Raw genomic sequence first — 20,022 nt, 5'->3', positions numbered from 1 at the left:
GTTCGTGTGGTCTCCAGCCCAAGCGGGAGGGCGTGTTCTGTCCGTGAGGGGTTGTCTCGTGACGAGACGGTTTGTGGTGTCTTCTGGTCCGCGCGCTCCGCGTCGGCACGGCCGTCGTGCCGTGGTGGCGGGGGTGAGCGTCAGCCCGCGTTCGGCTGGGACGCCGCGGACAGACTCAGCTTGACGAACCTGCTGGTCTCGTCGGCGAGGATCTCGGGCTGGCCCGTCGCGATGCCGTCCAGGGCCTGGGCCGCGACGTCGGCGGCGGCGACCTTCTGATCGGCGGGCACGGCGGCGGCCATGTCGGTGTCCATGTAGCCGACGTGCAGCGCCGAGACGGTGATCCCGCGGGGTGCCAGTTCCTCGCGACTCGCGTCGGTCAGCGCCCAGGCGGCGGCCTTGGAAGCCGCGTAGGAGCCCAGGCCTGCCGGGTGGAACCAGGACAGGGCGGACAGGACGTTGAGTACGGCGCCGCCGCCGTTGCCCTCGATGACGGGAGCGAAGGCGCGTGTGGCGGCGAGCGGGCCGAAGAAGTTGGTCTCCATCTCGCGACGCACCTCGCCCAGATCGCCGCCGACCAGCGTCGCGCCGGTGGAGATGCCCGCGTTGTTGATCAGCAGCGTCGCGTCCGACGCGATGCGGACGGCCTCCCGTATCGACTCGTGGTCCGTCACGTCGAGGCGCAGCGGGTGGACGCCCGGCAGGTCGACCGTTTCGGGACGGCGAGCCGCCGCGTAGACCTTGGCGCCACGCTCCACGAGCTGGGCGGCCAGGTGCCGCCCAAGGCCCCGGTTGGCACCGGTGACCACCGCGACCGCGTTCTCGAGTTCCATGCTCGCTCCTCCTTTGCAGGCGCCGTCGGAGCACCCGCGTCAATTAGATTACAACCACAATCTAAACACGTGACTAAGATAGATGCCAATCGACATCCAAACTGATTCGTGCAGGAGGTGGCCATGGGCCGCGTATCACAGGCGCAGGCGCAGGAAAATCGCAGACGGGTGGTGGAAACCGCCTCCCGGCTGTTCCGGGAGCAGGGCACCCACGTCAGCGTCGCCGATCTCATGAAGGCGGCCGGACTCACCCACGGCGCCTTCTACAAGCAGTTCGCCTCCAAGGAAGCGCTCGTCGACGAGGTCACCGCCCACGTCTTCGATGAGAACGGACGGCGCAATTCGGCTGTGCTCGAGCGGCACGACGGGCAGCGCGAAGCCGCCCAGCAGGCGCTCATCGACACCTACCTCTCCGTCGAGCACCGCGACGACCCGGCGGGCGGCTGCCCGCTCGCCGCCCTCGCCACCGACATCGCGCGCGAGGGCGGGGGGCGCGAGGCCCGTCGCGCCTACGCAGAGGGGGTGGCCGACTTCGCCGGCTTCCTCGCCACCGATGACCAGGACGGCATCGTCCGCCTCTGCACCCTGCTCGGCGCGCTGCTACTGTCCCGGGCCACCGTGGGTTCCCCGCTCTCCGGAGAGATCCTCGACGCCGCGCACGCAGCCTTGACGGAAGCGGGCTGATCAAGGGGCGGCGCGGGCCGAGGTGTGAGCCGCGTCGACCGTCACTCCGAGAAGGTCGCGCAGATGGTCGACCACGATGGTGTGCACCTCATAGGTCGGAGGCTCCAGCTTTCGTCGCCGCAGCTCGCCCAGCAGATATTCGCGCACCCGCTCACCAACACAGTCGATCTGAGTCACCTCATCGACCAACCACCACGTCAACGCGTCGGCGTTCGGTGCGCTCGCGGAACCCGAGCGCCTGACGGATCTGGGCGCGGTGATACTCGATGGTGCGACCGGACCAGTCGTAGAACGCGATCTCCGTCCGCTCGACACCGACTTGTCGAGCCACGTACTCGATCGCCTCATCCGGAATCTCGGCCCGCCCTCGCGGGAACCGGCCCCGCTCGCTGTAGAAGCGGAGCAGGATCGCGAACCCCAGCCGTGTAGGACACCCGCTTGCCGCCGATCAGCGTCGGCTCGTCTCCAACGATCGTCCACGCATCGATCAACTCGCCTTGGTCCACCTCACGCACCACAGCCGCGCAACCTACACCGAGATCACCACCAGCACAGGACAATTGCAGCAGAAGACACGATCCCTACCGCGCCCATGCTCGGCTTTCACCCCGATTTGCGGCTGGTGACAGGATCCTTACCGGCACCCCTCGTGCCATGACCTACCCAGCTCCGGGCGACGCAGTCCGAACAACTCGGTCGCGATGCCCAGCTCGAACGGGTTGGAGCCCTCGTCGACGATCACCACCACTCGATGCGAGGATCCACGCGACATGGGCAATTAATAGCACTTCCCCGGTCGCGGCGCCTCTACGAGGATGGATCAGGTGAACAACAACCCAGTCGACCTGCATACCGCGCTGGCGGCCTTCGACGACCTGTGGTCTCCGCGAATTGCGGCCAAGGTCAACGACTATGACGTCCGCATCGCCAAAGTGGCCGGTGAATTTGCCTGGCACCGGCACGACGACACTGACGAATTCTTCCTCGTCCTCGACGGAGAGCTACGAATTGCCTTGCGCGACAACGATAGTGAGCGCACCGTCACACTACCGACAGGGTCGGTGTTCGTCGTTCCCCGCGGCACGGAGCACAAACCGTCGTCCACCGAGGGTGCATCCATCCTCTTGTTCGAACCCACCGGCACCCCCAATACCGGTGATCACCACGAACAACTGCCCGAGCACATCACGACCACAACGGGACGACCACTCGCCTGACCCGGACAGAATGCGGTCGCCCGACGAGGTCATCCGAACTCGTCGGGCCCGCGATCATGTCATCGCGGCGCCGTCAGCACCGAATCTGCCCGGGGGCGAATGGATTTCAAGCCCACCATCGGGTCAGTCGAGCCCGTCGACGATGCGGAAATCACGCTCGAAGCCGTCAGGCAGGGCCGCCAGCGCCTGCTGGTATGCCTCGCTGTCGTACGCCGCAACGGCCTGTTCGAAGCTGTCGAACTCGATCAGCACGACGCGTTGCGTGATCCCCGCCTCGTGCGCGACAACGCGACCGCCACGGGACAGCAGGCGCCCGCCCGCCGCCTGCACAGCCGGACCGGCCAGTTTGTTGTAGGCAGTCAGCTGCTCCGGGTCGGAAATGACGGGGTAGACACTGACCCAGTAGCCCTTAGCCATGAAATCCTCCTGTGTTCGGTGGTGCTGAGCATAGGGTCTGATCGCATGGCCGCTCTCCCCCGCCCAGCCCGAAAACTGGCGTTTGTTCTCGCAATTGCCGTCACGATCCCAATCCTCGCGACCCTGGCCTTCGCCGCCATCGGCCACCCCGAATGCGCGACCATCCCGCAAGATGTCGGTCCCTGCGGATACTGGTCCCGCGTAGCGGAATACGGGCCGTTCATCATGCTGTGGGGGACGATCGCCACTGTCGGCGTCGTGGCGTCAATGTGGCCATTCGTCGTGGCCCTGCGCCCTCGCCGGTAGGAGCAGACGCACCCGGTTGCGGAGCCGACGTTTCACCCGCCTGGTGTCGGGGTCTGCCACCATGATCTGTATGGCGACAACCGATCCCCTCGCCCCCTATCAGTGGCTCAACGCATCCGAGAGCCAAGCCGGCCCGCTGGGTGTGATCTTCAGCGTGGCCTTCTTCCGACACCTGGCCCCGTCGGAGGTGGTGCGCCGCCTCAGCAACAGCGACGACTCCGGCCAGGAGTCGGACTTCGAGCAGCTCAACGACAGGATGGCCGAGTTCGTCGGCACGTCCGACGGCGGTGACGGCGGCGGTCACGTGGCCGTGTTCAGCGCCGGTGAGTGGAGCGTGGCCGTCGAGCCGTTCGGGTGGTGGATGACCGACCACAAGACGCTGGCGGAACTATCGCGAGACTGTGAAGTTCTGGCAATCACCCGACACGACTACGCCGAGCACAGCCTCGAGTACGCGATCGATGGATCGATCGTGACCGGCCACCGACTGTGGTACCCGCATATCCGTTGGGGTTGCGACCCCGACAGGCTCAACAACCACATGCGTGAGCTGGGCATGTGGTTGGACATGACCGACGATGACTCCATCTTCGACCCCGATGAAGATGAGAGCGACGCGGATGCCTGGGAAATCAGCTTCCGCACCGGCGTGCCCAGAGCCTTCGCCCTCGCGGCGAAGATCACCGGAGTGGTGTTCACGGCCGAGATGCTGGACCAGCCCCTGTTCATCGGACCTGTCGTCCGCCGATAGCCACCTTTCGACCACACCAGCACTCGGCCCGGCGATGTCCTCGTCCGCGTAATAGTCGCGAATCCGCCCAGTTTCGCGGCCTCATGATCGCTAGCCAACGTGCTGACATGCCGATCAGTGGTGCACAGTGGGAGGAAATGAATAGCATCACTGCGGTGCGGCGTTGGTTGGAGGGCTGAGGCGAGGATCGGACGTCGACGGTGATCGCGGCGGCCGGAGCCGGGGATGTGGTCCAGCTGACGCAGTTGCTGGATCAGTGGCCGGGTCTGGTGAACGCTACAGGGTGGATGGATACCACCCCGTTGATCGAGGCAACATGGCAGGCGGATTCGATTGCCGCAGCACAACTTCTGCTGGACCGTGGTGCGGATCCCTTGGCGACGCGAGTGAACGGGGACAACGCCCTTCATTTCGCCACCGGCGGCCCGATCGCCGAACTGCTCGCCGAGGCAGCCGGACAGCAGGGACTGGCAGCGCGATACCTGTTCGAATCGACACCGCTGCACGTCGCTGTGGAGAAGAACCGGTGCGATGTCGTCGCTGCTTTCCTGACCGCGGGGGCTGATCCAGCACTGACGGCAACTCGGCCCGCGGACAACAATCGAGTCACCGCTTTGGACCTGACGGACAGCCCCGAGATAGCGCGTCTGTTGATCGACGCAGGTGCCCCAGTGCAGACACCGCAACCACACACGCCGCTACACCGTGCCTGCGCACGAGCCGCGGATCTGTTGTGGGCCGAGGTCACCGAACTCCTGCTAGCGCATGGTGCAGACCCGGGACGGCGTGACGAATTCGGCGACACCGCAATCGACATTCTGGATCCCGATGCGCCAGAGTCGTTGCGCGCCAGAATGATCGCCATTCTGCATGCCACGAACCGGACGCTAGGGCTCGAACTCCATGAGGTCGTGGTTGGTGCGCACGAGGAATTGGTGATCCATCCCTCGCTCCCGGAAGCGTTGAGCAGTATGTACTCCGGTGCCTACCTGGTGCACTGGCAATTGACACCGGATCTCGAGCCGCTCCGGATCATCGAAGTCCCTGGACGCCAGAAGATCCGTGGGCCCTACGGGTCGACGAACGGCATGCGAACGGCCTTTCTCTCTAAAGGCTCGGTGCTGTTGCGTGACTGGGGTGACCTCGACATCGTCGAGGTGCTGCCCGCTGAATTGCTTCCTCAACGAGTACAGGGACAGGTGGCATGGTCGCCGGACGGACGGTTGCTCGCTCTCACCGGCGAGGAGGAGTTGGCGGTCGTCGACACCGAACACGGTCTGCGCCACGATGCCGACGATGACGAGGAACTCATGTTCGGTGATTGGAGTATCACACCGCAGTTCTCACCCGACGGGCGTCGTCTTGCCGTCGGCAACTGCATGCAGGGGACAGCGTGGCTGAGTTTGATCGACGTCTCGGCACAGGGCGCCCTCTCCTACCGCTACGAACGCAGAGACCTGCCACTGACTGACCATTCCAACCTGGTTGGGTCTGTAGCGTTCAGCCCGGACGGTCACCGATTCGCCGCCTGGATCCGACCGGATCAAGGAGAAAAACGACCAAATGGCTACCGCGGTCTCGTCGTGGTCGTCGACACAGCGACCGGCGACCCGGTATGGCATCTCCGCATCGACAACGACGTGACCGGCGTTCACGGCGAAGTGTGGTGGGCACCGCTGTGCTTTGCTGCCTGCGGCAGCTGGGTCGCGATCGGTCTCGACACCGGCATGCTCTGGTTGAACGCCGAAACAGGAGTGCCTGCAACCCAACTCACGTCGATCGGCGCAGTGCACGCCCTGGCGAGCGCCGCCCATATCGGCGTTGTGGCGGCGACAGCGCGGGGTGTACACCGTGTTCCCCCTCCACCTCGACAACCCCTGACACCGACGCGAGGGCTCTGACTGGATCCGGTTCCGACGGCCCACTTTTGGCCCTCCAACGCCACATCGGCACGGTTGACGAAGGTCGCGGTGGGACTTCGCGAAATTCCGTAGGGTCTTGGCCGACCGGCCCGAACTTCTCCTCCGGCCCCGAGGGAACCCACCCGAGCCCGAACCCGCGGGCGTCGAGAACGAATTGCGTTCGTGAGTCGTTCACGTCGTATGGATCGAGGCCACCATCAGGAAGGGCGTACTTCGACTGAGTAGGCGGCAGCACCGGTAAAGGGTCCCGGGCCCACGGTTGTGGTGTCGCGTCTGTCATGCCCCGATGGTCTCACCCCGACAGACAAGACATTCGAGGCGAGTGGCACACAACCCGACCCGGTTGCGGACTTCGGGTCCGTGCGGCATGTTTGCGGGGAGGTCTACCGGGGATCCGGATGGCAACTGGCCCAAGCGAACTCGACCAGGAGCAGCATATGCCCGGAGCAGTCCCCCACACCGCATTGACCCACATCACCGTGGGCCTGGGCTGGGATCCCGTGCGCGCGAGCATGTTTCGGCGACGCCCGAAAGACATCGATCTCAACGTGGCCGCACTGTCGTTCAGCGGAACTCGCTTCGTCGACGTCGCCTTTCACGAACAACTGACCTCGCGAGACGGTGCCATCCGCCTCCTGGGTGACAGTCTGGACGGCGTCGGCGACGGGGACGACGAGATCATGGTGCTCGACCTGACCCGACTGGCCCCAGACATCACCACCGTCGTGCTGCTGATCACCTGCTACACCGGACAGCGATTCGAGCAGATCGAGAACGCCTTCACCCGCGTCATCGACAGTGTCACCGGCACCGAACTCGCACGCATAGACCTGGCCGTGGCCCGCGCCCACACCGGCTTCGTGTTCGGCAAACTCCTTCGCGCCCAACAGGATTGGCAGTTCACCGCCATTGCCCAGCCCATCGCGGCAGAGCACGTCGCCGACGCTGTTCCCCACCTCACGCCTTACCTGAACTGATCCGAAAGCGTCGAGCAAGTTTGCGACGGTTCTCGTCGTGGGTATGTGGTTCAGGGGAGTTGCACCACCGTGACCCGTTCGGCCGCACCTACCTGAAATTCGCCGAACCAACCGCCAGGAGAAACATGCGTTCTGTCAAAGCCGGTGCCGTCGCGGCCGCCTTCGCCGCCACCATCGCCTGCGTCGCCGGACCGGCCGCTGCCGCCGACAACCCCGCAGAGCCCAACGAGATCATCAGCATCGACCTCAATCTGCTCGGCTGCTCCATCGGCGCCGGGCTGGGCGGCGAACTCATCGCCGCGTTTACCGGAACCACCACCGGCTCCGCCACCGGATCCAGCAGCAGCGTCGACACCAGCTTCGCCTCCCGCCTGCGCGCGGCCGGCTGCCTGCCGTCCTGGAAGTAGTTCACTCGGCGCCGAGGCACCCAGCGCCTTCCGGGTGCCTCGGCGTTGTCGGGACCCCCATGCTGCCGCATCACCGAAGTCACGACCTCACGACACTCCCCCACCGATCACCGCAGGTGAATGCCCCTATCAGCACACCCTGAGTACGGTGGAACCGTTCAGCCAGGACACAGCTCCACCGCGTTGCCCTCTTCGGCTCGTCTGACGGTGTCCGCGTCATCGCTGTCAGCGATCCCCGTGCGGTTCCCTGAAAGGACAGCTGATGGCAGACTCCGAACACAGTCACAGCAATACCGACTTCAGCAACACCACCAGCGACGGGTGCCCGGTTCACAAGCCGGAGTTCACTCGGCCCGAAGCGGTCGGCGGAGTGCCCGATTGGTGGCCTGGTCAGCTCAATCTCAAACTGCTGCAACAGAATCCGCCGTCTATTGACCCGATGGGCGAGGGTTTCGACTACGGCAAAGAGTTCGACACCTTGGATCTGAAGGCGGTGCAGGCGGACCTGAACGCCCTGTTCACCGATTCCAAGGACTGGTGGCCCGCCGACTTCGGCAATTACGCCCCTTTCTTCATCCGCATGGCCTGGCACGCCGCGGGCACCTACCGCACCGAGGACGGTCGTGGTGGTGCCGGGCACGCGATGCAGCGGTTCACCCCGCTCAACAGCTGGCCCGACAACGCCAATCTCGACAAGGCGCGGCGGTTGTTGTGGCCGGTGAAGCAGAAGTACGGGCAGAAACTGTCGTGGGCGGATCTGATGGAGTTCGCGGGCAATTGCGCGTTGGAGTCGATGGGTTTCCAGACGATGGGTTTCGGTGGTGGGCGCGAGGATTGGTGGCAGGGCGACGACACCTGGTGGGGTCCCGAGCGGGTGTGGATGGCGCCCAGCGAGCAGCGCCGCTCCCCCACCTCGGAGTTGGATCTGCCCCTTGCCGTGACGCAGATGGGGTTGATCTATGTCAATCCCGAAGGTCCCAACGGGGTGCCTGACCCGGTGTTGTCCGCGGTGGATGTGCGGCAGACCTTCAAGCGCATGGCGATGAACGATATCGAGACCGCGGCGTTGATCGTGGGTGGGCACACTTTCGGCAAGACCCACGGTGCCGGCCCGCAGGACAAGGTCGGGCCGCCGCCCGCCGGGGCTCCGTTGGAGCAGCAGGATCTGGGGTGGAAGAACTCGTTCGGTACCGGCGTGGGTGCCGATACTACGTCCAGCGGTCTCGAGGTCACGTGGACGCAGACCCCGACGACCTGGGACAACACGTTCCTGGAGAACCTGTACGGCTACGACTGGGAAGCGTATGTGGGCACGGGCGGGTTGTGGCAGTGGCGTCCCAAGGACAACGCCGGCGCCGACTCGGTGCCGCTGCCCTTCGACGAGCACCGTCACCACCAGCCCAACATGTTGACCTCCGACATCGCGCTCAAGGTCGACCCCATGTACGAGCAGATCACCCGCCGCTGGCTGCAGAACCCGCACGAGCTGGCCGAGGAATTCCGCAAGGCGTGGTTCAAACTCATCCACCGCGACCTGGGCCCGCTGACCCGGTACCGCGGGTCGATGGTGCCGCAGCAACCGCAGCTGTTCCAGGATCCGATCGAGCCGGTCACCCATGGCCTGATCGGGCCCGCCGAGATCGCAACCCTCAAAACCGCGCTGCTCGCGTCCGGCCTGACACCGCAGCAGTTGATCTACACCGCTTGGTCGGCGGCTTCGTGTTACCGCGACAGCGATATGCGCGGCGGCGCGAACGGCGGCCGGATTCGACTTGCGCCGCAACGCAATTGGGAACGCAACGAGCCCGACGAGCTGCCCCGGGTGATCGCGGCGATCGAGCAGGTGCAGAACACTTTCAACCAGGCCCAGACCGGGAACGTCGCGGTGTCGTTCGCCGACCTGGTCGTGTTGGGTGGTGCCGCCGGGATCGAGGCCGCGGCCAAGGCTGCCGGTCACCAGGTCACGGTGCCGTTCACGCCGGGGCGCGGCGACGCCGTCCAGGAAATGACCGAGATCGAGTCCTTCGACGCGTTGCTGGGCTTCGGTGACGGGTTCCGCAACTTCGTCGAGAAGGGCGCACCGATGCAGCCGGAGTACCTGCTGCTGGACAAGGCGTACCAGCTGACGTTGAGCGCCCCGGAGATGACGGTGCTGGTGGGCGGGCTGCGCGCGTTGAACGTGAACTACAAGCAGTCACCGCTAGGTGTGTTGACCAAGACGCCGGGCGCGCTGACCACCGACTTCTTCCGCAACCTGCTCGACATGAGCACCGACTGGCGGCCCGCCCCCGCCGACGACGGCACCTTCATCGGGGTCGATCGTCGCACCGGTGAGCAGCGATGGACCGCGAGCCGCGTCGACCTGGCGTTCGGCTGGGACGCGCAACTGCGCGCCACCTCCGAGGTCTACGCCGCGGCCGACGCCACCCCGAAGTTCCTCGCCGACTTCATCGCCGCGTGGGACAAAGTGATGAACCTGGACCGTTTCGACTTGCGTCGCTGACAGCCGCCCGCCCGGACCGCCGATACGGTCCGGGCGCGCAGATTTCAGTCCGACGTCGCGCCGAGGTGGTGGGCGAAGAAACGAGCCGAACTGTCCCGCTCGTATTCGGGCACCGGGTAACGCCTGCCCGACGACGCGCGCAACGTCTTGTCCTTCGAACCGAGTGCGTCGAAGAACGCGACCCCTGCCGCGTTGTCGAACTCCTTCTCGTCCCAGGGAATCCAGCATTCGACCGGGACCGAGATCTTTCGTGCCGCTTCGATGAGGGTGTCGTCCACGAACACCCCGCCGAAACTCAGTGCGGCAATGCGGGATTCGACGTGCGACAGCAGCAGCCCGGTCACCACTCCCAACGAGACACCGCCGTAGCCGATCGGCGTTGCGGTGCCGATCTCGGGCAAGGCCTGCAGGGCGTCCACTGTGGCCTGCCATTCCGGCACCGCCCGTTGCGCCACCGACATGTTGAACTCGACCACGAGCGGGGCGATCGGTTCGCGCGCGGCCCGAGCGCGATGAATCGCCTCGACCCAGTGTTGATCCTCCGGACTTCGTGGCCGGTCGCCGTGTCCTGGCGCGTCGATGGCGGCGACGGTGAACCCGTGGTCGGTCACGTTGTGCAGTGCACTGGCGACCAGTCCGGGCGCCTTCTTGTGCATCCCACCGGAGTGCCCCGACAGCAGCAGGGGTGCGCCCGACGGTCCGGATTCGGGGGACCAGAGCACGCCGGTGATGTCGTCCAGCTGGAAGTGACGTTCGATGACACCGTTCGACGATGTCTGGGAGATGAAGTGCATGGTGTTGCCTTTCGGATTGCCTGATTCAGGCGCTCCCGGCGACACCTACATCGATCGCCGAACCGTGAACACGAGCGGGAGCACCCACATGGTTACTGCGTTCATGGGTGTCACCTCCTTGCGTGCTTTCACGGTCTCGAGCACGGTAGCAACCGGATCCGAATCCCGTCCAATCCTTTTCCACGCTCAGGATGCGAACAGCCCAGCGACGAACGGGGTGCTGTCGGGCAGGGACGCGGCCATGGTGCCGCTGTGGTCGGTGCCGTAGGGGTGGAAGCGAACGTCGGCGCCGCCGACGGTGAGTTCTCCGATCAGCGCGTAGGTCATCGGCGGGGGCACGTCGCGGTCGGCGGTGCCCTGGGCGACGAAGATCGGTCGGTCGTGTCCGACGGTCGGGACCGCGAGAGTCTGTCCTGCTGCGGCCAGCAGGTCGGCGTCGGCCAGTGGGCGGGACAGCAGTTGACCGACCGACAACCCGGCGTAGGTGTCGAAAGATTCTAGGACGCACAGGGTTTCGATGCCGTCGAGCACTTGTCGCCCCAACGGGGTCAGGTAGGAGTCGATGCCGAGTTCGGGTCTGGCCGCGCGGAGTCCATCGAGAATGTACGCGAAATAGGCCGCGGTGCCGCGCAAGGGCAGGGGCGGAAACCAGGGCCCCGCGGTGGGCAGTAGCTTCTCCATCTGCGAGGGCGGTCCGGTCGCGACGGCTCCGCGAAAGTCCAGCTCCGGCGCCTCGCGGGTGGCCATGGCCGAGGTGAACAGCGCGGCGTGTGCGCCCTGCGATTGCCCCATCACCACCCAGCGCGCACTCAACGTCGCGTCCTGTGCGCGGGCGGCGCGCACGGCGTCGATCACACTGTGCGCGGCCGACTTTCCGTCGAGGTACGGATGCACGCCCGGCGTACCCAAGCCGACGTAGTCGGTCGCGACGATGGCGTAGCCGCGTGCGAGCCAGTGTTCGAGGTAGGCGATATCGCGTTCGGAGCGGCCTGCGGTGGTGGGCGCGCAGTGATCGGCGACGCCGACGGTGCCGTGTGCCCATGCGATCACGGGCCAACCTTCCGGCGGGGCGTTGCCGACGGGGACGTAGACCGCGCCGGAGCTGATCATCGGCGAATCGTGCGGTCCGCGTGTCCAATAGGTCAGTTTCGCGGAGCGCCCGGTCTGCGGCAGAGATGCGACCGGAGATAGATTCTCCACGGCGACAAGCTGTCCCGGCGAATTGTCGCCCGGTGCGGCGGTGGCGCTCGGTGTGGTGAGAGTCAGCGCGGCGGCGACCGCGATCACGGGCAGAATCGTACGAATCATCATCGGCTGAAGGCCTCCACTATCGACCGGTTGCGGCGATGCGCAGGTACCCCGCGACAGTGCCTTGATACAGAACCCCGTTCGGGCCGATATTGCCCGGAAGCTGCAGGGTGTTGAATTGTGGTCCAGCGCCCAGGGTTTGGGTCGATTCGACCTTCCCGTTCTGGCCGTTGATCACGGTGTAATCGAATCGATCCGGGGCACCGCCCTGGCCGGGCACTCGGCTGACGGTATAGAGGTGACCGTCTTCGAGCGAAATTTTGGGCACCGCCGCGGAGCGGACGTCGGCTGTCCAGCGCTGCTGGCAGGTGCCGTTGCGCTTGACGTCGACGCGGACGATTCCTCCCACGAAATCGGCCTGCGGTGGCACGCTCGGTCCCGGAGTCGCTTGCGGCGGATAGGGGTAGCCGTAGGTGGAGGCGACGAAAACGGTGTCGCCGACGCCGATCGGTGAGTTCTCAGTGCCGTCGACCACCGGGATCGAGCAGACCTGTTCGCCGGTGCCCGCGTGGAACACGAGCAGGTTCTCTTTCGGGGCGGCGTTGTCGACGATGGCGACGTACTCGCTGCCAGTTCCGGGACCGAAGAAGGTCGGTGTTGATCCGGTGCCCCAACTGAGCTGTCCTGGTTTGCGACCCGGCCCGCGGTCATAGTCCTTGCGCCAGGCGATAGTCGGCGTGCCGTCGGCGCCCGCGCGCACCAGGTACAGCGCGTGCGTGGTGGCCACGGCGAGACCGTCTGGCGAGGTGGAGATGCTGTTGGTCACGACCTCGCCCGAACCGAGGGCGACGCTGTGCGCTCGGCCCGAACCGGTGTCGACCAGGCCGACGGTGCCGCGCTGCGTGGCGAACCACACCTTGCCCGAGTAGTCGGCCATCGGCGCGACGACGGTGTCGCAGCCCGGCGCGCCACAGTGCGCGTCGACAGCGGGGCCGATCGGGGTCGATTCGGCGATGAACAACCGCCACGCACCGTCGCGTCGATCATGAGCCACGCGCACGAGGTTGCGTTCCCCATCGATCGCGACGACACGATCGGCATTGTCGAGGTAGCCATAAACACCGGAAAACATGCCACCCCTTGGCAATTCGAGCGACGCCAAGCTGTCGCCGGTTGCGGGGTCGAGCAGATGTACTACGGGCGCGAGGGTGCCGGTCTTGCTGCACATGGCTTGCGGCATGCCGTCTGCGCCGATCAGCAGGTTGGTGCAGTTGCCGCCGAGAGGTTTGAAGGTCGCGGTGACGGTGTTGTTGCCGTGGCGCCCACCCGGACCAGCTAGGGGTGTCGCGTCCGAAGCCGCGGAGTCACCGTGTTGGCTCGCGGTTCCCACCGGACCCAGGGCTGGGTTCGGTGCGGGCAACGGCCCCAGCCGGGGATCCGCGGTCGCGGTCGCCGCGGCGACCATCAGGGCACCAACGGTGACCAGCACGGTGGTCAGCCGCGCGAAATCTGTGCCGCGCAGGGTGGGCGGTGTGAACATCTATCCTCCATGTGCACGACTATTCGTTTCGGCGAAACGATTATTCGGCGCGGAGAAGATAGGGCATGCCTGTGCGGTCTGACAAGCGGTAACCGATCAGGCACCCCCACCGAGGACGCAGAACTGGTTGCCTTCCGGGTCGGCCATGACTTTCCACGACACATCACCCTGACCGACATCGGCCACCGTCGCACCCAAGGCCTCGATCCTGGCCACCTCCGCCGCCTGATCGTCCCCGGCATACGGCAGAACATCCAGATGCACCCGAGTCCACACGGTCGGCTCCCCCGACCTGCGCACGAACTCCAGATAGGGCCCGATCCCCTGAGCGGAACGCAATTTCACAAGATCGTCGGTCGCGTCACACACGACCCAGTCCGTGGCCTGGCTCCAAAACTGTGCCATCGCACGAGGATTCGCACAGTCGACCACTACGGCAGCAATCGGCCCCGTGTCCCGGTAGATCTCGCGCGGCTCCAACACGCAGAACACATTGCCCTCCGGATCGGCCATCACCGTCCACGGCACGTCCCCCTGCCCGATATCCGCGAACGTCGCCCCGAGCTCCCGCAGACGCGCAACCCACTCCGCGTGATGCTCCGCCGAAGTCGTCGCGAGATCGAGGTGCACCCGGTACTTCACGGTCTCAGGATCAGCCACGGCGACGACATCGATGCACACAGCAGCAGGATCCGGCCACGAAAACCCTACCGGCTCAACGTTGGTCACCCCTGGCCCCTCACTGGACACCCCCCACCCGAGCGCCTCCGCCCAAAACCGCCCGAGCGCCGCATCATCACGAGCCTTGAAATTCACCTGAACAAGCCGAGTCGCCATACCGACGATCCTAAGCACCACCGCTGTGGTCGCGCGATTATTACGACTGGGCCCGAGCCCATACCCGAACGGTCGGCGGGGCATAAAACCATCCCTGCCCATTCCTCAACTCGGCCCGCGCGGTGGCAATGACCTCGCGTGAAACCCCCTGCTCCATCAAGCTTCCGTGGACTTGAGCCCACGTCAGCTCCCACATGCGCGCCATCGCCGAAGCGCCCCGAAACACCGGGATCTGCGCCTCGGCATGGACGTCGACCAGCCCGAGCGCCTCCAGCTGCGCAGGTAGGTTCCGGGCCCAAGCTTGGTTCGCACCCGCCGCCTCGGTCGCACGCGCGAAAGCTCGCCAGACCTCCCCGAACGCGCCCGGCATCTCCCGCAGGACACCGAGCCCGTCACCTTCTTCGAGCAGGAGAACACCCCCTGGCGCCAACGCCCGGACCAGGCGCTCCAAGACAACGTCCCGTTGGGCAATATGCAGCAGCACGAATCGCGTGTGCACGAAATCGAAGTCGAAGTCGCCCGAGGGTATTTCGTCAGTGACAAGATCGATCTGGGCGACTTCGCCGCCACGGCCAGGGAGGTCCGCCAGGTGACGCGGGTCAGCGTCCACAGCAACCACTCGACCACCCGGCAATGCCACACTGCACAGCCACCGCGCGAACGACCCGCCGCCGGCCCCCGCTTCCAGACACCGCCACCCCGCCCCCACACCCAGTCGCTGAGCGAGCGCGATGCTGTCCGGGTCGTAGGCCGCGCCGAGCAACGCAAGGCGTTCGTCAGCGAAGTCCCATTCGTTGGGCAGCGTGTAGTGCGGATTCGGTGACGAAGAGCCGGTCATAACGAGACGCTATGCCTGTGAGATCTGTGCCGGGGTAGGGATTACGCCATTTCGCGACCCACGTGATCGAATACACAACGGCTACAACTCGATTGCCCACCAGCCTGCCGGATCATCGAAGTTTCCTCGATCTAGGCCGCGACCCAACGTCCGGTTGATCTCGCGGAGGCGAGGATCAAGGTGATCAGCGGCAGAATGGCTAGGGCGAGCGGAATCAGGTGACTGTCGCCGATCGCTGTGCCGACGAGGTGAAGGATGGCGAAGGCGGAGCTGGCAATGACGAGCGTCCGGCCCAGCGATCTGCGGCACAACAGCAGCATCGAACTCGCAAACCAGATGATGGATTCGACACCGCAGATGTAAGTCAACTGCCGCAACTTGCGGGCCAGATCGCTGGCCTGCATCCCCACTTCCCGTGCCGCGTAGATGTCTGCACCCTCTGCGGCACTCTGCGCGAGGAGGGCCCAGAAGATGCCATTGAGTATCGCTAGGGTCGCCGCGCCTACCGCCGCGCCCCTGCCGGAGGCCTGAACCGAACGGCTCGGCGTCGAAGTTGTCATCGGTCCCGCCCTCATCCTCGATCGTAGAGTGGCCGACGAAAACCATCGGTCTCGTCGTCGTCCGACGCCCCGACAAAGGCTCATCGAGCCGAAGTGCCCCCACTGCGACAAGGTAGTTCGATCATCTGTCAGTACGCTTGTCCCGCATAGTAATTCAGGGACGGACGTCGAACTGTTGCCGCCCTCCGCTCTCGCCGCCAGTCGGACATCCAGCTTCCGAAGTGATCGGCAAAATTCACCTGGCGGCACTGTCATATTTCGGGTACAGGTGGAGGTCAACACAGGGGGAACCATGGGGGAACGAAACAGTCCGGCGACGGGCGTGCAAGTACATGAGCGTCGCGTCCGCACCACGCAGGAATGGCTGGCCTACTTCCAGCAGAATGCGCTTCGCCCGCGGCCCATTCCGTGGCAATCGGACGGCATGGGGGCAAGTCCTGCCGAGATGGCACCGATTCGCCGTTCGCTGCAGGCCTGGCAGCTCGGGGAAACGTCGGACGGACGCCACCTTGCCGCGTCTGCCGCCCGGTACGCCGCCACCATCGACGACCCCGCCTATCGCGATGTCATCGACCTGTTCATCCGGGAGGAGCAACGGCACGGCGCGCTGTTGGGTCGGATTCTCGATGACGCGGGAATCCCACGCCGAGAAGCTGATTGGGGTGACACACTGTTTCGTCGGCTGCGATACAGCATCACCGACATCGAGGTCTGGACCACGCCCGTCGTCATGGTCGAAACGCTGGCGATGATCTACTACAACGCGATCCGCCGCGCGACCGGCTCCCCGGTATTACGCGCGGTCTGCGCACAGATCCTCGCCGACGAGGTGCCCCATGTGCGGCTGCAATGCGAGCGCCTCGCCGTGCTGCTGCACAACCGCTCCCGCACCCGCTTCCACCTCACGATGCTCGCCCACCGCGCCCTGTTCCTCGTCGTCATGCTCCTGGTATGGGCAGGTCACCACCGCGCCCTCCGCGCCGGGGGCTTCACGTGGCCCCACTACCGTCGCGCCGCCTACGCCAAAATGCGCCGCGCTTGGCAACGCATGGACCCGCAGCGGTACGTGTGGACCTGAGTATGGGCAGGCCTGGAATCCGCGTCGCAACCACGGGCGACGAACGAGAACTGGCGGTCATCGACCACGCCACCTGGTCGCCGCAAGTGGCGCCGGTCCCGCTGTGGCCGCTGGCGACACCTTTCTTCAACGACCAGACATCGCCGGGCAATGTTCTGGTCGCGCACGAAGCCGAGCGCATTCTCGGTTACGTGAAACTGCGGCCGTCGCCGATGCCGGCGTCTGGTGGACATGTTCAGGAGATCAACGGGTTCGCCGTCGCACCACAGCATCAAGGGCGCGGGATCGGTCACCTACTGCTCGACGCAGCCCTGGAACTGGCCATCGAACGCGACGCTCGACGCATCACCCTCAGAGTTCTGGGCAGCAACACCCGTGCTCAGGCGATCTATCTCGCGCACGGGTACCGCGTCGAAGGTCGGCTCGTCGGCCAGTTCCTGATCGACGACCACTACGTCGACGATGTGCTCATGGCCCGCGAACTTCGCTCCGAGAACGAGGAATGGTCGCGGTAGCGGCGAGTGCTGCCATGCCCGCGATCGCGGCGAGGACGAAGTAGGTGCGGGCGTAGCTGCCGGTCCAGGTCATCAGCATGGTGCCGCCCCATGGGGCGAGTGCCATGACGATCACCATGGGTGCGGAGAGCAGCCCGTTGAGGCGGCCGTAGTGGGTGGCGCCCCAGCGGTCGGTGACGGCGGTGGCTTTGACCAGGGTCATGATGCCGCGGACCACGCCGGCGCCGATCGAGAGGGCGATGAGAGCGAATGCTGTTGTGGCCCAGCCGAACAGGGCTGTGGCGACGGCGGTTATCGCGAAGGTTCCGACCATGCGGCCGCGGGCGGTGGTGCGGGTGATCAGGGGTAGGTAGCCGATGCGGCCGAGGACCTGTCCGGCGCCGCCTAGTCCGAGGGTGAGGGCGGCCAGGGACGGGGAGAAGCCGCGTTCGATCAGCAGGGGGACCAGGTTGAAGACCCCGGCGAAGGCCGCGAACGCGCCCAGACTCGAGGCGAGCACGAGCATGGTGAAGGCGGGGCTTCGCGACACTGCCGCGTGATCGTCGTCGGCAGGGGTGGCGGCGGTCGGCGGGTCGGGCCATGGGCCGGTCAAGCCGAACAGGTGGGCCGGGATCGTCACGATTGCCAGCACCGCGGCGAGCGTGAGATATGTTGCGCGCCAGTGGGTCTGCTGGACCAGTGCGGCGGTGAGTGGGGCGAACACGGTGCTGGCGAACCCGCCGGACAGGGTGAGGATCATCAGCGCTTTGACGTGGTCGGTGCCGAACCAGCGGGTCAGCGCCGCGAACGCGGGCGGGTACAGCACCGCTCCCATCGCGACGCCCGCGGCCAGCCAGCCGGCGAAGAACACGACCGGGTTCGGCGCCAGCGCGACGGCGATCAGCGCGGGCACTGCCAGGGCCGACCCCGCGGTCATCACGGTGCGTGGTCCGATGCGATCGATGATCGCGCCGACCGGGATTCCCGTGAGCGCGGCAGCCAGCTGGCTCAGCGAGAACGCCGCGGTGATCATCGGTAGTGACCACCCGGTGTCCGCCGAAATCGATGCCGCCAGAACGGGAAACGCGTAGTAGAGGATTCCCCAGCTGGTGATCTCGGTCAGACACAGGGTGATCAGTACTCGCCGACGCAGGCCGGGCCCGATGGACCCGGCCTGCGCGACAATGGTGGCTGTCGACACGTCTCAGCGCACGAGCGAGGGCGCCGACAACGTCAGAACTTCGGGTGCGGGACTGCAGCAACCACCCGAGCTCTCGCCGGACGGTTCGTCGAAAACGCCTGCGCCGCCGCAGACTCCGGTCTCGGGCAGGGTGAGCTCGACGCGCGCGGCGGATTCGTGGTCGCCCACGATCGAGGCGGCGATCGAGCGGACCTGTTCGTAGCCGGTCATCGCCAGGAAGGTGGGGGCGCGGCCGTAGCTCTTCATGCCGACCAGGTAGACGCCGGGTTCGGGGTGGGTCAGTTCGGCGACGCCGTGGGGGTAGACGGTGCCACAGGAGTGCACGTTCGGGTCGATCAGCGGTGCCAGTCGGACGGGGGCCTGCAGGACGGGGTCCAGTTCCAGGCGCACTTCCGACAGCCAGTCCAGCTCGGGGCGGAAGCCGGTGAGCGCGACGACGTTGTCGACGTCGTCGATGCGGCGACCGTCGTCGGCTACCAGCGTCACGCGGCCCGCAGCGTCGGGTTCGATTGCCGCAGTGCGGAATCCGGTCACCACGTCCAGCAGACCGGCATCCACAGCCTTCTTCGCGCGCAGGCCGAGGGCGCCACGGGCGGGCAGTTCGTCGGCATCGCCACCACCGAAGGTCGATTCGGCGGAGCCGCGCCGCAGGATCCAGGTCAGCCGGGTGCCGGGCCGCTGCTCCGACAACTGTGCCAGCGCCACGATCGCGCCCAGTGCCGAGTGGCCGCCGCCTGCGATCACCGTGTGCGCGCCGCCGAAGCGGTCGGCCTGTTCGGCGGAGTCGATGTCGGGAACGCGGTAGGTCACGGCATCGGATCCACGCTCACCCAGGGCCGGAAGTCCTTCGCCACCAAGCGGATTCGGACCACCCCAGGTTCCGGAAGCATCGATGACAGCGCGGGCGAGAATACGTTCCTCGGTCCCATCTGACTGACGCAGATGCACAGACAACGGTTCACTGTCCCGCCCGGCATCGACAACCCGGTCACGACCTCGGCGAGCGAGTCCGACCACCTCGGTGTCGTAGCGCACGCAGCCCAGCGCATCAGCCAATGGAGCCAAGTAGTCGCGAGCCCACTGCTGACCAGTCGGGTACTCCTCGTCGACAGGCGCGACCCACCCGGTCCCGTCGAGCACTCGCCGCGCCGCGGGCGCAACCAACTCAGCCCATCGAGAGAACAACCGCACGTGATTCCACTCGGCGACAGCCGCGCCGGCGCGAGCCCCACGTTCGAACACCAGCACCTCCACGCCGCGTTCGCGCAGTTCAGCGGCAGCGGCCAGCCCCACCGGGCCGGCTCCGACAACGACAACAGGCAGTTCGGTCATCTCGATCTCCATTCATCGACACCCATCGATCCAACAAAGGTGACTGTATCGACAGTCGTCGATGAATGCAACCATTGATCAAC

At 65.9% G+C, this 20,022-nt stretch carries 22 protein-coding genes; 9 read left to right on the top strand and 13 right to left on the bottom strand.

What is annotated here, in order from left to right; genetic code table 11:
* Positions 1-140: 140 nt before the first annotated feature.
* Complete coding sequence (locus ACFWVD_RS11515; RefSeq protein ID WP_379241955.1) at positions 141-833, bottom strand: SDR family oxidoreductase; 693 nt, start codon at positions 831-833, stop codon at positions 141-143.
* A gap of 123 nt (positions 834-956) precedes the next feature.
* Here ACFWVD_RS11515 and ACFWVD_RS11510 point away from each other — a divergent pair, with 123 nt between their 5' ends.
* Positions 957-1,517, top strand: a complete 561-nt coding sequence (locus ACFWVD_RS11510) for a TetR/AcrR family transcriptional regulator (protein ID WP_379241954.1) — start codon at positions 957-959, stop codon at positions 1,515-1,517.
* Here the strand turns inward: ACFWVD_RS11510 and ACFWVD_RS11505 are convergent, their stop codons facing one another.
* The 3 genes from ACFWVD_RS11505 to ACFWVD_RS11495 all read right to left on the bottom strand — a co-directional run bounded on the left by ACFWVD_RS11505 (position 1,518) and on the right by ACFWVD_RS11495 (position 2,289).
* Positions 1,518-1,694: a hypothetical protein gene (locus ACFWVD_RS11505; RefSeq protein WP_379241953.1), complete on the bottom strand. Its 177-nt coding sequence runs from the start codon at positions 1,692-1,694 to the stop codon at positions 1,518-1,520.
* 1 nt (position 1,695) lies between these two features.
* On the bottom strand, positions 1,696-1,938 hold the full coding sequence (locus tag ACFWVD_RS11500; RefSeq protein ID WP_379241990.1) for a DUF4158 domain-containing protein: 243 nt from the start codon (positions 1,936-1,938) through the stop codon (positions 1,696-1,698).
* A 213-nt stretch (positions 1,939-2,151) separates the two neighbouring features.
* Positions 2,152-2,289 carry a hypothetical protein gene (locus ACFWVD_RS11495; protein WP_379241952.1) on the bottom strand — a complete coding sequence of 46 codons (138 nt, stop codon included), beginning with the start codon at positions 2,287-2,289 and terminating at the stop codon, positions 2,152-2,154.
* A 43-nt stretch (positions 2,290-2,332) separates the two neighbouring features.
* Between ACFWVD_RS11495 and ACFWVD_RS11490 the strand changes: the two genes are divergently transcribed.
* Entirely contained in the window at positions 2,333-2,734 is a 402-nt protein-coding gene (locus ACFWVD_RS11490; RefSeq protein ID WP_379241951.1) for a cupin domain-containing protein, read from the top strand.
* Between the two features lie 123 nt (positions 2,735-2,857).
* Here the strand turns inward: ACFWVD_RS11490 and ACFWVD_RS11485 are convergent, their stop codons facing one another.
* Positions 2,858-3,322 carry a DUF1330 domain-containing protein gene (locus tag ACFWVD_RS11485; protein ID WP_379241950.1) on the bottom strand — a complete coding sequence of 155 codons (465 nt, stop codon included), beginning with the start codon at positions 3,320-3,322 and terminating at the stop codon, positions 2,858-2,860.
* 205 nt (positions 3,323-3,527) lie between these two features.
* Here ACFWVD_RS11485 and ACFWVD_RS11480 point away from each other — a divergent pair, with 205 nt between their 5' ends.
* The 5 genes from ACFWVD_RS11480 to katG all read left to right on the top strand — a co-directional run bounded on the left by ACFWVD_RS11480 (position 3,528) and on the right by katG (position 10,017).
* A complete protein-coding gene (locus tag ACFWVD_RS11480) occupies positions 3,528-4,208 on the top strand; it encodes a DUF6461 domain-containing protein (RefSeq protein ID WP_379241949.1) in 681 nt (226 codons plus the stop codon).
* A gap of 200 nt (positions 4,209-4,408) precedes the next feature.
* Positions 4,409-6,109 carry an ankyrin repeat domain-containing protein gene (locus ACFWVD_RS11475; RefSeq protein ID WP_379241948.1) on the top strand — a complete coding sequence of 567 codons (1,701 nt, stop codon included), beginning with the start codon at positions 4,409-4,411 and terminating at the stop codon, positions 6,107-6,109.
* 458 nt (positions 6,110-6,567) lie between these two features.
* Positions 6,568-7,107: a TerD family protein gene (locus ACFWVD_RS11470; protein WP_379241947.1), complete on the top strand. Its 540-nt coding sequence runs from the start codon at positions 6,568-6,570 to the stop codon at positions 7,105-7,107.
* Between the two features lie 125 nt (positions 7,108-7,232).
* Positions 7,233-7,514 carry a hypothetical protein gene (locus tag ACFWVD_RS11465; protein WP_379241946.1) on the top strand — a complete coding sequence of 94 codons (282 nt, stop codon included), beginning with the start codon at positions 7,233-7,235 and terminating at the stop codon, positions 7,512-7,514.
* A gap of 262 nt (positions 7,515-7,776) precedes the next feature.
* Positions 7,777-10,017 carry a catalase/peroxidase HPI gene (katG, locus tag ACFWVD_RS11460; protein WP_379241945.1) on the top strand — a complete coding sequence of 747 codons (2,241 nt, stop codon included), beginning with the start codon at positions 7,777-7,779 and terminating at the stop codon, positions 10,015-10,017.
* 44 nt (positions 10,018-10,061) lie between these two features.
* Here katG and ACFWVD_RS11455 read toward each other — a convergent pair whose 3' ends face one another.
* From ACFWVD_RS11455 to ACFWVD_RS11430, 6 genes are all read right to left on the bottom strand, one after another.
* Entirely contained in the window at positions 10,062-10,811 is a 750-nt protein-coding gene (locus ACFWVD_RS11455; RefSeq protein ID WP_379241944.1) for an alpha/beta hydrolase, read from the bottom strand.
* Positions 10,812-10,997: 186 nt separating this feature from the next.
* Positions 10,998-12,122, bottom strand: a complete 1,125-nt coding sequence (locus tag ACFWVD_RS11450) for a lipase family protein (protein ID WP_379241943.1) — start codon at positions 12,120-12,122, stop codon at positions 10,998-11,000.
* A gap of 16 nt (positions 12,123-12,138) precedes the next feature.
* Complete coding sequence (locus ACFWVD_RS11445; RefSeq protein ID WP_379241942.1) at positions 12,139-13,599, bottom strand: hypothetical protein; 1,461 nt, start codon at positions 13,597-13,599, stop codon at positions 12,139-12,141.
* 96 nt (positions 13,600-13,695) lie between these two features.
* Positions 13,696-14,520 (bottom strand): VOC family protein, encoded by an 825-nt coding sequence (locus ACFWVD_RS11440; RefSeq protein ID WP_379241941.1) that lies wholly within the window; start codon positions 14,518-14,520, stop codon positions 13,696-13,698.
* Complete coding sequence (locus tag ACFWVD_RS11435) at positions 14,477-15,274, bottom strand: class I SAM-dependent methyltransferase (protein WP_379241940.1); 798 nt, start codon at positions 15,272-15,274, stop codon at positions 14,477-14,479. The genes ACFWVD_RS11440 and ACFWVD_RS11435 overlap by 44 nt, the downstream gene beginning before the upstream one ends.
* A gap of 131 nt (positions 15,275-15,405) precedes the next feature.
* Positions 15,406-15,834, bottom strand: coding sequence for a hypothetical protein (locus ACFWVD_RS11430; RefSeq protein ID WP_379241939.1), 429 nt, complete (start codon positions 15,832-15,834; stop codon positions 15,406-15,408).
* Positions 15,835-16,126: 292 nt separating this feature from the next.
* On the opposite strand from ACFWVD_RS11430, the gene ACFWVD_RS11425 reads away from it, so the two are divergent.
* Together ACFWVD_RS11425 and ACFWVD_RS11420 are read left to right on the top strand one after the other, a co-directional pair.
* Positions 16,127-16,912, top strand: coding sequence for a ferritin-like domain-containing protein (locus ACFWVD_RS11425; RefSeq protein ID WP_379241938.1), 786 nt, complete (start codon positions 16,127-16,129; stop codon positions 16,910-16,912).
* 2 nt (positions 16,913-16,914) lie between these two features.
* A complete protein-coding gene (locus ACFWVD_RS11420; RefSeq protein ID WP_379241937.1) occupies positions 16,915-17,427 on the top strand; it encodes a GNAT family N-acetyltransferase in 513 nt (170 codons plus the stop codon).
* On the opposite strand, the gene ACFWVD_RS11415 is transcribed toward ACFWVD_RS11420, so the two are convergent.
* Both ACFWVD_RS11415 and ACFWVD_RS11410 read right to left on the bottom strand, forming a co-directional pair.
* Positions 17,381-18,607 carry an MFS transporter gene (locus ACFWVD_RS11415; RefSeq protein ID WP_379241936.1) on the bottom strand — a complete coding sequence of 409 codons (1,227 nt, stop codon included), beginning with the start codon at positions 18,605-18,607 and terminating at the stop codon, positions 17,381-17,383. The two genes, ACFWVD_RS11420 and ACFWVD_RS11415, sit on opposite strands and share 47 nt — an antisense overlap.
* 3 nt (positions 18,608-18,610) lie before the next feature.
* Positions 18,611-19,939 (bottom strand): FAD-dependent oxidoreductase, encoded by a 1,329-nt coding sequence (locus ACFWVD_RS11410; RefSeq protein ID WP_379241935.1) that lies wholly within the window; start codon positions 19,937-19,939, stop codon positions 18,611-18,613.
* Between the last annotated feature and the right edge of the window lie 83 nt (positions 19,940-20,022).

The organism is Nocardia sp. NPDC058666 (assembly GCF_042714895.1).
Taxonomy (GTDB): Bacteria; Actinomycetota; Actinomycetes; order Mycobacteriales; family Mycobacteriaceae; genus Nocardia.
This window is presented reverse-complemented; position numbering and strand designations above follow the sequence as displayed.

Bases quoted from the DNA above. Each gene is read 5' to 3' on its own strand.
- ACFWVD_RS11490 (WP_379241951.1), top strand. From the start codon at position 2,333: ATGGATCAGGTGAACAACAACCCAGTCGACCTGCATACCGCGCTGGCG.
- ACFWVD_RS11515 (WP_379241955.1), bottom strand. From the start codon at position 833: ATGGAACTCGAGAACGCGGTCGCGGTGGTCACCGGTGCCAACCGGGGC.
- ACFWVD_RS11445 (WP_379241942.1), bottom strand. From the start codon at position 13,599: ATGTTCACACCGCCCACCCTGCGCGGCACAGATTTCGCGCGGCTGACC.
- ACFWVD_RS11470 (WP_379241947.1), top strand. From the start codon at position 6,568: ATGCCCGGAGCAGTCCCCCACACCGCATTGACCCACATCACCGTGGGC.
- ACFWVD_RS11425 (WP_379241938.1), top strand. From the start codon at position 16,127: ATGGGGGAACGAAACAGTCCGGCGACGGGCGTGCAAGTACATGAGCGT.
- ACFWVD_RS11455 (WP_379241944.1), bottom strand. From the start codon at position 10,811: ATGCACTTCATCTCCCAGACATCGTCGAACGGTGTCATCGAACGTCAC.
- ACFWVD_RS11465 (WP_379241946.1), top strand. From the start codon at position 7,233: ATGCGTTCTGTCAAAGCCGGTGCCGTCGCGGCCGCCTTCGCCGCCACC.
- ACFWVD_RS11410 (WP_379241935.1), bottom strand. From the start codon at position 19,939: ATGACCGAACTGCCTGTTGTCGTTGTCGGAGCCGGCCCGGTGGGGCTG.
- ACFWVD_RS11480 (WP_379241949.1), top strand. From the start codon at position 3,528: ATGGCGACAACCGATCCCCTCGCCCCCTATCAGTGGCTCAACGCATCC.
- ACFWVD_RS11495 (WP_379241952.1), bottom strand. From the start codon at position 2,289: ATGTCGCGTGGATCCTCGCATCGAGTGGTGGTGATCGTCGACGAGGGC.
- ACFWVD_RS11450 (WP_379241943.1), bottom strand. From the start codon at position 12,122: ATGATGATTCGTACGATTCTGCCCGTGATCGCGGTCGCCGCCGCGCTG.
- katG (WP_379241945.1), top strand. From the start codon at position 7,777: ATGGCAGACTCCGAACACAGTCACAGCAATACCGACTTCAGCAACACC.
- ACFWVD_RS11440 (WP_379241941.1), bottom strand. From the start codon at position 14,520: ATGCCCCGCCGACCGTTCGGGTATGGGCTCGGGCCCAGTCGTAATAAT.
- ACFWVD_RS11510 (WP_379241954.1), top strand. From the start codon at position 957: ATGGGCCGCGTATCACAGGCGCAGGCGCAGGAAAATCGCAGACGGGTG.
- ACFWVD_RS11435 (WP_379241940.1), bottom strand. From the start codon at position 15,274: ATGACCGGCTCTTCGTCACCGAATCCGCACTACACGCTGCCCAACGAA.
- ACFWVD_RS11420 (WP_379241937.1), top strand. From the start codon at position 16,915: ATGGGCAGGCCTGGAATCCGCGTCGCAACCACGGGCGACGAACGAGAA.
- ACFWVD_RS11430 (WP_379241939.1), bottom strand. From the start codon at position 15,834: ATGACAACTTCGACGCCGAGCCGTTCGGTTCAGGCCTCCGGCAGGGGC.